This is a genomic window from Candidatus Sodalis endolongispinus, assembly GCF_018777395.1.
Lineage (GTDB): Bacteria > Pseudomonadota > Gammaproteobacteria > Enterobacterales > Enterobacteriaceae > Sodalis_B > Sodalis_B endolongispinus.
In genome coordinates this window covers 1,838,483-1,851,488 of the sequence record NZ_JAFJYC010000001.1, presented here as the reverse complement: position 1 = coordinate 1,851,488, position 13,006 = coordinate 1,838,483, and the positions used below count along the sequence as shown (strand labels likewise).

General features: G+C 54.7%; 12 protein-coding genes and 2 pseudogenes. 12 read left to right on the top strand and 2 right to left on the bottom strand.

Annotated elements, in window-relative coordinates:
* The first annotated feature begins 20 nt into the window (after positions 1 to 20).
* The 10 genes and pseudogenes from rseA to acpS all read left to right on the top strand — a co-directional run bounded on the left by rseA (position 21) and on the right by acpS (position 9,059).
* Entirely contained in the window at positions 21 to 710 is a 690-nt protein-coding gene (rseA, locus tag JZM24_RS08925) for an anti-sigma-E factor RseA (RefSeq protein ID WP_215669385.1), read from the top strand.
* A complete protein-coding gene (gene rseB / locus JZM24_RS08920; protein ID WP_215669384.1) occupies positions 710 to 1,666 on the top strand; it encodes a sigma-E factor regulatory protein RseB in 957 nt (318 codons plus the stop codon). The genes rseA and rseB overlap by 1 nt, the downstream gene beginning before the upstream one ends.
* Positions 1,663 to 2,121: a SoxR-reducing system protein RseC gene (gene rseC, locus JZM24_RS08915; protein WP_215669383.1), complete on the top strand. Its 459-nt coding sequence runs from the start codon at positions 1,663 to 1,665 to the stop codon at positions 2,119 to 2,121. The genes rseB and rseC overlap by 4 nt, the downstream gene beginning before the upstream one ends.
* Before the next feature lie 391 nt (positions 2,122 to 2,512).
* The gene (lepA, locus tag JZM24_RS08910; protein WP_215669382.1) at positions 2,513 to 4,312 is read left to right on the top strand and encodes a translation elongation factor 4; all 1,800 of its coding nucleotides are present in this window, start codon (positions 2,513 to 2,515) and stop codon (positions 4,310 to 4,312) included.
* Positions 4,313 to 4,327: 15 nt separating this feature from the next.
* Positions 4,328 to 5,314, top strand: coding sequence for a signal peptidase I (lepB, locus tag JZM24_RS08905; protein WP_215669381.1), 987 nt, complete (start codon positions 4,328 to 4,330; stop codon positions 5,312 to 5,314).
* Between the two features lie 179 nt (positions 5,315 to 5,493).
* Positions 5,494 to 6,174 carry a ribonuclease III gene (gene rnc / locus JZM24_RS08900; protein ID WP_215669380.1) on the top strand — a complete coding sequence of 227 codons (681 nt, stop codon included), beginning with the start codon at positions 5,494 to 5,496 and terminating at the stop codon, positions 6,172 to 6,174.
* Positions 6,171 to 7,076, top strand: coding sequence for a GTPase Era (gene era, locus JZM24_RS08895; protein ID WP_215669379.1), 906 nt, complete (start codon positions 6,171 to 6,173; stop codon positions 7,074 to 7,076). Before rnc ends, era begins: the two co-directional genes overlap by 4 nt.
* 9 nt (positions 7,077 to 7,085) lie before the next feature.
* Positions 7,086 to 7,880, top strand: a complete 795-nt coding sequence (recO, locus tag JZM24_RS08890; protein WP_215669378.1) for a DNA repair protein RecO — start codon at positions 7,086 to 7,088, stop codon at positions 7,878 to 7,880.
* Between the two features lie 65 nt (positions 7,881 to 7,945).
* Positions 7,946 to 8,679, top strand: a pseudogene (gene pdxJ / locus JZM24_RS08885) (pyridoxine 5'-phosphate synthase).
* The gene (gene acpS, locus JZM24_RS08880) at positions 8,679 to 9,059 is read left to right on the top strand and encodes a holo-ACP synthase (RefSeq protein ID WP_215669377.1); all 381 of its coding nucleotides are present in this window, start codon (positions 8,679 to 8,681) and stop codon (positions 9,057 to 9,059) included. Before pdxJ ends, acpS begins: the two are co-directional and overlap by 1 nt.
* 28 nt (positions 9,060 to 9,087) lie before the next feature.
* Here acpS and JZM24_RS08875 read toward each other — a convergent pair whose 3' ends face one another.
* The gene (locus JZM24_RS08875; RefSeq protein ID WP_215669376.1) at positions 9,088 to 9,348 is read right to left on the bottom strand and encodes a YfhL family 4Fe-4S dicluster ferredoxin; all 261 of its coding nucleotides are present in this window, start codon (positions 9,346 to 9,348) and stop codon (positions 9,088 to 9,090) included.
* 768 nt (positions 9,349 to 10,116) lie between these two features.
* Between JZM24_RS08875 and JZM24_RS08870 the strand changes: the two genes are divergently transcribed.
* Both JZM24_RS08870 and JZM24_RS08865 read left to right on the top strand, forming a co-directional pair.
* Positions 10,117 to 10,320, top strand: coding sequence for a hypothetical protein (locus JZM24_RS08870; protein ID WP_215669375.1), 204 nt, complete (start codon positions 10,117 to 10,119; stop codon positions 10,318 to 10,320).
* A gap of 923 nt (positions 10,321 to 11,243) precedes the next feature.
* Entirely contained in the window at positions 11,244 to 11,792 is a 549-nt protein-coding gene (locus JZM24_RS08865; protein WP_215669374.1) for a putative phage tail protein, read from the top strand.
* Here JZM24_RS08865 and JZM24_RS08860 read toward each other — a convergent pair.
* A pseudogene (locus JZM24_RS08860) lies at positions 11,789 to 12,985 on the bottom strand (IS3 family transposase). The gene JZM24_RS08865 and the pseudogene JZM24_RS08860 overlap by 4 nt on opposite strands.
* Positions 12,986 to 13,006 lie beyond the last annotated feature (21 nt).

The window sequence follows — 13,006 nt, the reverse complement described above, 5'->3', positions numbered from 1 at the left end:
GCAGGAGAAGGTACCCAGGCATGCACAATGAAAAGCTTTCCGCTCTGATGGATGGGGAATCGTTCGATAGCAAACTGTTTAACGATTTGTCCAGGGATGTGAAGTTGCAGCAAAGCTGGCAACGGTATCACCTCATTCGCGATGTTATGCGCAATGACGCAGGCGGAGTTCTCCATCTTGATATTGCCGATCGTGTCGCTGCCGCCATTGCCGAAGAGCCGGTGCGTATCGCGCCGCAGGCCGTCAAGGAATCGCAGCCGGCACCGGACACCTGGCATCGGTCCCCGTTCTGGCGTAAGGCGCAGCCGTTCACATCGCGCGTCGCCCGTTTGGGCATCGCCTCGCATCTTACCCAAATCGGCGTCGCGGCCTGCGTGTCTCTGGCGGTTATCGTCGGGTTACAGCATTACAACACCCAGCAGGGCGTCGGTCAGGACAGCCGTCAGCCGGAAAACCCGGTTTTCAATACATTGCCAATGATGGGCCAGGCATCGCCGATCAGCCTGGGCGTCCCTTCGGCCAACGGTGCCGGCGTGGATAACGGTAATCAGCAGGTGCAGGAACAGCGCAGGCGCATCAATGCGATTTTGCAGGATTATGAACTGCAGCGTCGCTTGCATGCCGATACTCTGCAGTTCGATCAGCAAGACGCGCAGCAGGCCGCCGTACAGGTGCCGGGCACGCAATCATTAGGAATGCAGCCGCAGTAATGAAGCAAATTTGGTATGCCGTGTGTTTGTTGACGGGCAGCCTGCTCTATTCCATCCACGCGCCGGCTCAGACCACCGCATCCGGCGCGTTGCTCGCGCAAATGAGCCAGGCCAGCCAGACGCTGGACTATGAATATGCATACGTGCTGGTTAGCAAGCTGGGCGTCGACTCGCTGCGCTACCGCCACGTGGTTATCGATAAACAACGGCTGGCGCAGCTACTGCAAATGGGCGGCCCGCGCCGCGAGATTGTCCAGCGTAACGGCGAAATAAGCTATTTCGAGCCCGGTTTGGAGCCTTTTACCCTGCTTGGCGACCATATAGTTGATTCTCTTCCCTCTATTGTCTACGCCAATTTTGAACGTCTGGCGCACTTTTACGATTTTATTCCCGTAGGCCGCGCCCGTATTGCCGATCGCCTGTGTGAGGTAGTGCGGGTTGTCGCGCGAGACGGCACCCGATTCAGCTATATCGTCTGGATTGATACCACCACCAAACTCCCGCTGCGCGTCGATCTGCTGGATCGTGATTGCGAGGCGCTGGAACAGTTCCGCGTCATCTATTTTAACGTCGACAAGCAGGTCGAAAACAGCATGGCCGGGTTAGAAAAGGTGACCTTGCCGCCCCAGTTGGCCTTGCCGGCCTCCACCACCGCGGATTTCGACTGGCGGGTTAACTGGTTGCCGGCGGGGGTGTCCGAGGCTTCCCGCAGCCGGCGTAGCTTGCCGGGCATCAACGAACCGATTGAAGCCAGGCTCTATACCGATGGTCTGTTCAGCTTCTCGGTGAACGTCGGTCAGGCGAATACCGGCAATGGGGAACGCCTCATTCGTACCGGACGACGCACTATCCATACCGAGCAACGCGGCAACCGCGAAATTACCGTCGTGGGTGAACTGCCGCCGGCCACCGCGAAGCGTATCGCCGACGGCGTCGTTATCAAGGCGCAGCCATGATTAAAGAATGGGCTACGGTCGTCAGCTGGCAGCGGGGGGTCGCGCAGGTGCGCTGCGAGGCGCGAGAGGGTTGCGGCAGCTGCCACGCCAGGCAAAGCTGCGGTACCCGTCTGCTTGAGAAAATGGCGCCCGACACACAACATTATTTAGCGGTCGCCAGCGCATTGCCGCTGGTGCCGGGGCAACGCGTCGAGGTCGGTATCAATGAAGGCAGCCTGCTGCGTTCCGCGTTTTTGGTTTATATGCTGCCGCTGCTGGGGCTTATCGGCGGCGCGGCGATGCTTCAGGGTACGCTGGGCACCGATCCGGCCGCCGCCTGCGGCGGTGTGGCGGGCGGCGTCGCCGGTTTTCTTTGCGCGCGCTATCTGGCGAGCCACACCTCTGAAACACGCGACAATCAGCCGGTCATTCTGCAGGTGGCGCTGCCGCCTTCATCATTGCATGTCCAGGATTAACGCCCGCGCCCCGGTGGCGCTGCGCGTTGAGCGCGCCGGTATGGCGTGCGTTTTACGCCATTGCCGCGTCCTGGGCAGTAGTCGGCGCGACGTTGCGGCGTGCGGTTCTCCGGGCCACGACACCCTCTGTCATCGTCGTGGCAATCGCTCAGCGGGCCGCATTCGGAACCGTCGCGCGGTCTACGCCCCCCGGCTGCAGACTGACACTGCACCTTTGCCGCGATGTCAAAGCAGAACGCGGATCCCGGCAATAGCCCCCCGCCATTCTTCCTTGCTTCCCTCAGACAGTGTAAGATGCGTCCATTATCTTGTGGGCCGTCGGGGCCACGTTCCCCGCAAAGCGACCACCGGAACAAGTTAGAGCGCCTGTTTAAGAGAAAAACATATTAAAATGAAGAATATACGCAACTTCTCCATTATTGCCCATATCGACCACGGCAAGTCGACGCTGTCCGACCGCCTGATACAGACCTGTGGCGGTCTGAGCGAACGTGAAATGGCGGCTCAAGTGCTGGACTCCATGGATCTGGAGCGTGAGCGCGGTATTACCATTAAAGCGCAGAGCGTGACGCTGGACTATAAGGCGCCCGACGGTCAGGTTTATCAGCTTAATTTTATTGATACCCCCGGGCATGTGGACTTCTCTTATGAAGTCTCCCGATCGCTTGCGGCATGCGAAGGCGCGCTGCTGGTGGTGGACGCCGGGCAAGGGGTCGAAGCCCAGACGCTAGCCAACTGCTACACCGCGATGGAAATGGATTTGGAAGTGGTGCCGGTGCTGAACAAAATCGACCTGCCCGCCGCCGATCCCGATCGCGTGGCGCAGGAAATCGAAGATATCGTCGGCATTGACGCCACCGACGCGGTGCGCTGTTCAGCGAAAACCGGCGTCGGCGTACCGGAGGTGCTCGAACGGCTGGTGCGCGATATCCCGCCGCCGGAAGGCGATCCGGCCGCACCGCTGCAGGCGCTCATTATCGACTCCTGGTTCGATAACTATTTGGGCGTGGTCTCGCTGGTGCGTATCAAAAACGGCACCTTGCGCAAAGGCGACAAAATTAAGGTAATGAGCACCGGTCAACATTACAACGCGGACCGACTGTGTATTTTCACCCCGAAACGTATCGACCGTGAAGTGCTGAACTGCGGCGAGGTCGGCTGGCTGGTTTGCGCCATTAAAGATATTCACGGCGCGCCGGTGGGGGATACCCTGACGCTGGCGCGTCAGCCGGCGGATAAAGTGCTGCCGGGCTTCAAGAAAGTGAAGCCGCAGGTTTATGCTGGTCTATTCCCGGTGAGCTCTGATGATTATGAGGCGTTTCGCGACGCCCTCGGCAAGCTCAGCCTGAACGATGCCTCGCTGTTCTATGAGCCGGAAAGTTCGACCGCGCTCGGCTTCGGTTTTCGCTGCGGTTTTCTTGGCCTGCTGCACATGGAAATCATCCAGGAGCGGCTGGAGCGTGAATACGATCTCGATCTAATAACCACCGCGCCGACGGTAATTTATGAGGTGCTGACTACCGATAACACGACGGTGTACGTGGACAGTCCAGCCAAGCTGCCGCCGCTGAATAATATCAACGAATTGCGTGAGCCTGTCGCCGAATGCCATATGCTGCTGCCGCAGGCTTATCTAGGTAATGTCATCACGTTATGTATCGAAAAACGTGGCGTGCAGACCAATATGGTTTACCACGGCAACCAGGTGGCGCTGACCTATGAGATCCCCATGGCCGAAGTGGTGCTGGATTTCTTTGACCGGCTGAAGTCCACCTCGCGCGGCTATGCCTCGCTGGACTATGGATTCAAGCGCTTCCAGCACTCCGATATGGTGCGGGTTGATGTATTAATTAATGGCGAACGGGTCGATGCGCTGGCGTTGATTACCCATCGGGATAACGCGCCGTACCGCGGCCGTGAGTTTATTGAAAAGCTCCAGGAGCTCATTCCGCGCCAGCAGTTCGATATCGCCATTCAGGCGGCCATCGGCAACCATATTATTGCCCGTTCCACCGTCAAGCAGCTGCGCAAAAACGTGCTGGCGAAATGCTACGGCGGCGACGTCAGCCGTAAGAAAAAGCTGCTGCAAAAGCAGAAAGAAGGTAAAAAGCGCATGAAGCAGGTGGGTAACGTTGAGTTACCGCAGGAAGCGTTCCTGGCAATTCTGCATGTGGGTAAAGACAGCAAATAAGTTTGATGAGATTGCATGGCCAATATGTTTGCCCTGATACTGGCAATCGCGACGCTTATCACCGGGATCCTCTGGTGTCTGGAGCGTTTTAAACTGGCGCCGGCTCGCCGCCGTCTGGGGCAGCAGCCCGGCCAGCAACGCCCAGAATCTATGGGGGGAACGCCCGGTAATGATGTCGCGGTAAAGGTCAGCCAGAAGCCGGGCTGGATCGAAACCTGCGCGTCGATTTTCCCGGTTTTGTTACTGGTCTTTGTCGTGCGCTCATTTATTTTTGAGCCGTTTCAGATCCCCTCTGGATCGATGATGCCGACGCTATTGGTCGGTGATTTCATTCTGGTGGAAAAATTAGCCTATGGCATTAAAGATCCCATCACCCAGACAACCCTGATTGAAACCGGCCATCCTAAACGTGGCGACGTGGTGGTTTTCAAATACCCGCCCGACCCTAAGCTGGACTATATTAAACGTGTGGTGGGGTTGCCGGGCGACCGGGTCAGTTACGATCCCGTCAACAAGCGCGTAACGGTTCAGCCAGGCTGCGCCAGCGGGCAGGATTGCGCCACGGCGTTGCCGATTACCTATAGCCAACTCGCGCCGAGCGATTTTGTACAGACCTTTAATTCGACCGGCAACGGCGAAGCCAGCAGCGGTTTCCTGCAGGTGCCGCCCGATAGGCAGGTGGACGGCGGCCTACGCCTGGCGCAGCGTAAAGAATCGCTGGGCGGTGTAGTGCACAACATTCTGACGGTGCCGGGACAGCAGGATCAACTGTGCCTTTATTACCAACAGCAGGGCAGTTCGCTGGCGGAGTGGGTGGTGCCACAGGGAGAATATTTTATGATGGGCGATAACCGGGATAATAGCGCCGATAGCCGTTATTGGGGTTTCGTACCGGAAAAAAATCTGGTGGGTAAAGCAACGGCTATCTGGATGAGCTTCGAGAAACAGGAAGGCCAATGGCCGACGGGCGTGCGCTTAAGTCGTATTGGCGGCATTCATTAATTCCTTTTTTAGCGAAGCACTATTTCGCTTACCGATGTAGAATACTTCTCAGGTAATGAAAGGCTGGCTCCCTTCGAGGGGGAGCCACTGCAAACGATACAGTTCAGGACAGGCGTGCCGTTCCCAGGCCTGTTCCGTCTGCTGCGGTTTTTTACGCATGGTTGAGTTATTGGTAACGCATGAATCCCATCTTAACAAATAGGCTCCAGAAGAAACTGGGCTACACTTTTCATCAGCACGATCTTTTGTTACAGGCGTTAACGCACCGCAGCGCCAACAGCAAACATAATGAGCGGCTGGAATTTTTGGGCGATTCTATACTGAGTTATGTCATCGCAAACGCGCTTTATCAGCGTTTCCCCCGTGTTGACGAGGGCGACATGAGCCGGATGCGCGCCACGCTGGTCCGCGGCAATACGCTCGCGGAAATGGCGCGGGAGTTTGAGCTGGGCGAATGTTTACGGCTGGGGCCGGGAGAGCTGAAAAGCGGCGGTTTCCGCCGTGAATCGATTTTGGCCGACACGGTAGAAGCGTTAATCGGCGGCGTATTCCTGGACAGCGATATTCAAACCGTCGAAAAGCTTATCCTTGATTGGTACCGTTCCCGTCTGGATGAAATCAGCCCCGGAGATAAGCAAAAAGATCCGAAAACCCGGCTGCAGGAATACCTCCAGGGACGCCATTTGCCGCTGCCTACTTATCAGGTGGAGCAGGTGCGTGGTGAAGCGCACGACCAGGAATTTACCATACATTGCCAGGTCAGCGGGCTGGCGCAGCCGGTGGTCGGTAATGGCTCAAGCCGACGTAAAGCCGAGCAGGCCGCGGCGGAACAGGCACTTAAACTGCTGGAGCTTGAATGAGCGAACAGACGACCTATTGTGGGTTTGTGGCGATTGTTGGCCGGCCGAACGTCGGCAAATCCACGCTGCTGAATCAGTTGTTAGGGCGGAAGGTCTCTATTACTTCGCGCAAACCGCAAACCACCCGCCACCGCATTATGGGGATCCACACCGAGGGGCCTTACCAGGCTATCTATGTGGACACGCCGGGACTGCATATTGAAGAGAAACGGGCAATCAACCGTTTAATGAATCGCGCGGCCAGCAGTTCTATCGGCGACGTAGAGTTGGTTGTCTTCGTGGTGGAAGGCACCCACTGGACGCCGGACGATGAGATGGTGGTGAACAAACTGCGTGACGTTAACTGCCCGGTGGTGTTGGCGATCAACAAGGTGGATAACGTGGCTGATAAGGAACAACTGCTGCCCCATATGCAGTTTCTCAGTCAGCAAATGTCGTTCCATGACATCATACCTATTTGCGCCGAGAACGGCATGAATGTCGAAACCCTGGCCGGTATTGTGCGTAAGGCGCTGCCGGAAGCGGTGCACCATTTTCCAGAAGATTACATTACCGACCGTTCCCAACGTTTCATGGCCTCGGAAATCATCCGCGAAAAGCTGATGCGTTTTCTGGGCGATGAGCTGCCTTATTCCGTCACGGTCGAGATTGAACGTTTTGCCACCAACGATCGCGGCGGTTACGACATCCACGGGCTTATTCTGGTGGAGCGCGACGGCCAGAAGAAAATGGTTATCGGCAATAAGGGCAGCAAAATTAAAACCATCGGTATCGAAGCCCGGCAAGATATGGAAGCCATGTTCGAGACGCGGGTGCATCTTGAGCTGTGGGTGAAAGTGAAATCGGGCTGGGCCGATGATGAGCGTGCCCTGCGCAGTCTGGGCTACGTCGACGATCTCTAGGCAACGCCGATGGAAGGTTGGCAACGCGCTTTTGTGCTCCATGCGCTCCCTTACAGCGAAACCAGCCTGCTTCTGGACTTTTTCACCGAACATCAAGGGCGGGTGCGCGTTTTGGCCAAAGGCGCGCGCTCTCGCCGTTCCGCGCTTAAAGGGGTGCTGCAGCCTTTTACGCCCTTATTGGCCCGCTGGAGCGGCCTCGGGGAGGTAAAAACCCTGCGCAGCGCCGAGCCCGTCTCGCTAGGTCTACCGCTCAGCGGTCTTATGTTGTATAGCGGACTTTATATCAACGAGCTGCTGTCGCGCGTGCTCGCCCATGAAACCGATTACTCCACGCTTTTTTACGATTACCTCCACTGTCTGCAATGGCTGGCGGGCGCCACGGGTTCGCCGGAACCGGCCCTGCGCCGCTTTGAGCTGGCGTTGCTGTCGCATTTGGGTTACGGCGTCGATTTTCTCCACTGTGCCGGCAGCGGTGAGCCGGTCGATGACGCTATGACCTACCGTTACCGGGAAGAGAAAGGCTTTTCCGCCAGCGTAGTTCTGGACAACTACAGCTTCACCGGACGCGAACTGCGGGCCCTGGCAGAGCGGGAGTTTCCTGATCTCGACACGTTGCGCGCCGCCAAGCGGTTCACCCGTATGGCGCTCAAGCCCTATCTGGGCGGCAAACCGTTAAAGAGCCGCGAGCTGTTTCGCCAGTTTCTTGACCGACGGCCACGGGCGCCCCGGCAGGCGAGCGCCGGCGAGGCGGGTGCGCGCGAGGCGGGTGCGCCGGGGCCGGACGGTGACGAAGCCAAGCAATAAACTGGTCTGGGCTACAGCGCTGGTTTACACTGCGACACATTACCTACCAATGTCAGGGGAAGAAAATGTCTGAATTGTTGCTGGGCGTGAATATCGATCATATTGCAACGTTGCGCAATGCGCGCGGCACGGCGTGGCCGGATCCGGTTCAAGCTGCTTTTATCGCCGAGCAGGCGGGCGCTGACGGCATCACCGTGCATCTGCGCGAGGACCGCCGGCATATATAACCGATCGTGATGTCCAACTGTTGCGCAAGACGATTCAAACCCGCATGAATCTGGAAATGGCGGTGACGGAAGAGATGATCGCTATCGCCTGCGATGTGGCGCCGCATTTTTGCTGCCTGGTGCCGGAAAAGCGCCAGGAAGTCACCACTGAAGGCGGGCTGGATGTTGCCGGCCAGCCGGATAAGCTGCGCCAGGCCGTAACCCGTTTAAGCGCTGCCGGTATCCAGGTGTCGCTGTTTATCGACGCTGATGAGCGGCAAATTGCGGCGGCGGCGGACGTGGGCGCGCCCTACATTGAAATTCACGCCGGCGCCTATGCCGATGCGACCGATGAGGCCGCCAGCGCGGCGGAGTTTGCCCGCATCCGTCAGGGCGCGGAATTTGCCACCAAGCTGGGCCTTAAGGTCAATGCCGGTCATGGGCTAGATTATCACAATGTCAAACCGGTGGCCGCGTTGGCGCAGATGCAGGAGCTGAACATCGGCCACGCGATTATCAGCCGCGCCGTCATCGGCGGCCTGGCGGACGCGGTGCGAGACATGAAACGCCTGATGCGTGAAGCGCGCGGCTGATGGCGATTGTCGGCATCGGTACCGATATCGTCGAGATTGAACGCATCGAGGCGGTGGTCTCCCGCAGCGGCGATCGGCTGGCGCGCCGGATCCTAAGTCCCGATGAGTGGCGACAGTATCAGCAGCACAATCAGCCGGTACGGTTTCTCGCCAAACGTTTCGCGGTAAAAGAGGCGGCTTCCAAGGCGTTGGGTACCGGTATCCGTGACGGGCTGGCCTTCGCCCAGTTTGAGGTTTGCAATGATGCGTTGGGTAAACCTTCGCTGCGGTTATTTGATCAGGCGGCGGCGCTGGCCAATCGGTTAGGCGTTACCGGTATGCACGTTACCTTGGCCGATGAGCGGCACTATGCCTGCGCGACGGTCATTTTTGAGCGATGACGCCCGTGCGGTTTGCGGCGTTATCGGACTACAAACGATCGGCGTGGTGCAGCAGCACAAACTTTTCCCACAGCGCATCGCTGTTTTCCACCTGCTGTGGATCGGCGATGATAGTGTTATCAATCGGGCAGACCTGCTGGCAGGTGGGGCGATCGTAATGGCCGATGCATTCAGTACAGCGATCGGCACCGATGTGATAATACTCAGCGCCCATGCTGATAGCTTCGTTCGGGCACTCCGGCTCGCACATGTCGCAATTGATGCACTTTTTTGTTATCAGTAATGCCATAATAATCGCTTAAGTTCTTCAATTCGCTAAATCAGTGGCTTATTGCTATCTGTAGTGGCTTACTATTTCGCAATAAGTTTATTTTCGCACAGTGCAACCCATTGAAAAATTATCTTCAGCGACACAGAGGGGTAACGCTGAGCTTTGGACTTGTTGATGCGAAAAGATGCTGGCCATTGCCCTAGAGATTACCGATGTCGCGCACTGTAACATAAAATCGATCTAACGCCTAAAGCGAAGCATTTTTTTCACACCCATATGATGGGAGTAATGTTGACATTTCATAGGCAAGTCTATGCCCTTGAATTTGTGTTACGGGTACAAATCAAACTTGCGCGTCTTGGCTCAGTCCTGCTGTTATAAAGGAAAAGAGAGTGTATGGCATGAAACACTTAGCAACGCAAGTCGTTGATATGCCACGTTGATTACTCTAAGTATGCAATTGAAAAGAAAGAAAAAGTATGGAATGCAAAAAATGATCATAAAGATCTTCCGCCAAAGCAGGTAAATCATTACCGAGATTTTTACCCATGATGTTACAGCAGCGATAAGTTCTTTTACGCATCATTTAGATTATTTTATGTTGCTGTCAACCTCCCTCTGGACGGCATGTTGCACGTCATTTAACGGAATTATAATAATAATGCTACCGTTTCGTAATAAGGGTTTTTCCCGCAGTTTTGATTTGTACAATATTATTTGCGCTGACTCGCGTCTTTACCTGCAAATATAAATCGTTAACTCTGCTGTTTAAGTTGTCATAGCGGTATGGAACCTATCGAGGTTATCTGGCTAATGGATGATTTTGACGATGAGATGTGCGGCATTTCCGTTCATGAGTTGTACGATGGGCCGATAGGGAATAGCTGCGATTGGGCCGAGGTGAGTGGGACTACCCGTAAAACCGGCAGTAGTGTACCGGCTTATATGATGACAATGATTTGTGCCCTATTATTGAATGTACAGGATTGAACGTGGGTTTTTAACAGCGCGACAACCGATAACCATGACCAACACCTCTGTAGCATGATCGAGGCACCAATGGCGTCAATCGCTCACACTCTGTTTGGCACAGGTAGGCGGAACGGAAATGATTGTTAAGGACATTCCTCGAATGCTTGCTAAAAAATTAGGGCTCAGTAGGCGAAGTTGAAGCAAAGCTATGCTTTTCTTCCTAACGACGAAAAATCCTATTCATACCGTTCAGGTAGCGCAGAAATAAATATTCATATCGATCAATCAGTTGGATTAACAAGCTGAATCAACTATTTACAGCTTCAGGAATGCTTGATAATACTATATACATGAACAGTATTTGGGCGCGTACCTTGAATTTTCCCTTGCTAGCTCAAGATTGCCCAGAGAAATCATTCAGCCGGGGCGGGCGAAGCATCCGATGCCGGCTGATCATTTGCTCGATACAGCCAATATGGGGTACGAGTAGAGCTGATGATTTAGCTGCTGCGTTGTGGTATCAAGCTCAGTCGTATGACCGCCCATATGGTAGTAGCGCCGCTGTTAAGCGATAAAAAGCTGTTCCTTCGCAATACAGCTGTTTATCAAAAAAAGGTGAGTAGCAGACCAACAGGATAAATAGCTTCGACGCTAAACGCCGAAAGCAATGGGCTATTGACTTGATAAATAAGCATTAATGATGCGCAAAAAGCTGGATTTTGTAAGTTTACATCATGCCAGAATGGCAATCGGTTTTCATAAATATCACACCTAGACAGAAGAGGGAGAAATTATCAACGAGCTGATTCAAAGGTAATAACAACCAATCAATTTCGCTAGTAGGAAAATTGAGTAGGAGTTGGGTATCTAGAAACGCATTGGTATAGCAATCAATCACTACAAGTGCGCTTAATTTTAAGTTGCATAATGAGAAACTGACAATGACTAACAGCGTTGCAAATATTACCGAACTTAGACAGAGCATTGGTACGGCTGGAGATGTAATTTTATTGGCCGGATATGTTGGAGGGAATAATACTGGTGGGGGAATGCTCACATGGTTGGATGACACTAGCACCCAAGACGATGGCGGGGTGTTCTATCTGGTGAACAGTAATGGTGGTTGGAAGCGGAATGTAGCACAGGGCATTATGGCTGATTGGTTCGGTGTAACGGGCGATGGAGTAGACTGCGGAGAAGCTGTTTTGACTGCCATAAACTATGTGGTTTCTAATGGCGGTATTTTACAATTTCCACAAGGAGAGGTCAATATTGGTACTACTCGAATAGAAATTACCACTATGAATGATCCGAGTTTCATTATTCGAGGCCAAGGGCACGGATCGACTCATATCACCTGGGACAATGTTGATCCTATAGCGATGGATATCAATACTGGAAATTATACTTCGGAAACGGCACTGCTTAAGTTTGGCGCCGACCCGACGGTGATCTTGCCCCGCCATCTCCGTACAGCTTTTGTATCTTAAGTTAACGAAGCACGCTGCCGCCGGTATTCTCTCGGAGAGTGATATCCCAGCGCGCTGTGCGGATGGTTTTCATTGTAATGCGTGAACGCTGCTGCAAGGTTTCGCAGGGCTGTTCTCGCATCCGGTTTTGGCATGAACTCGATATAGTCTTCCTTCATCGTCTTCACGAACCGTTCGGCCATTCTCTGCGGGCTGCTCACCGCTGTTGTGCAGGGCTCCAGATCCAGTTCTCTGGCGAACCTCTGCGTTTCATGCGCGGTATACGCTGAACCGTTGTCCGTCAACCACTGCACCGCTGTATCGGGTAACCTGTCGCCGAAGCGCTTTTCTACCGACATCAGCATCACATCCTGCACGGTCGAACTGTCGTAGCCTACAGTGCTCGCAGCCCAGTCTATGGCCTCTCTGTCGCAGCAGTCCAGTGCGAACGTGACCCGCAGTTTTTCACCGTTGTCGCAGCCGAACTCGAAGCCATCTGAACACCAGCGCATATCGCTTTCTGCCACCGCGATCCTGCCCTTATGCTCACGCCTCGGCCGCTCTGGTTTTCAATGTAATAACAGCAGGTTATGCTCACACATGATCCTGTAAAGTCGTTTCGCATTTACCGGCGGCAGTCCCTCTGCGCGACGTTGTTTACGCAGGATGCCCCACACCCGCCGATAGCCGTAGCTGGGCATATCGCTGATGATGTCGAGGATGTCCGACAGTATTTCAGCGTCTGCTTCGTCATTACGCCGGTTACAGCGCCTGTCCTGCCAGTCGGCAGAACGCTTAATCCGCAGTGACAGCGGCGCACGCGACACGCTCATGGCGCGGCTGACCTGTGCTATTCCCCGGCCTTTGGCAACAAGGGCGCGTGCGCTATCCATTTTCGTGACTGGCCGTACTCCACGGCTTCTTTTAGGATCTCAACCTCCATCGTCTTCTTACCCAGAAGGCGCTGGAGCTCCCGGACCTGCTTCAATGCAGCTGCAAGCTCAGAGGCAGGACGTCCTCCCGGCAGCCACGGCGGTGAGGCTGCCTTCCTGATATTGCTTTTTCCACTTAAACAGCAGGCTGGGCTGGATACCGTGCAGTCGTGCGAGATGGGAGACATTCATGCCGGGCTCCATCCTCTGCTGAATAATGGCCATTTTTTCCTGAGGAGTTTTACGTTTACGGACTTCTTGACCTAACGGGATCCCGGTCATATCAAAATTGGCGTTAGTGTT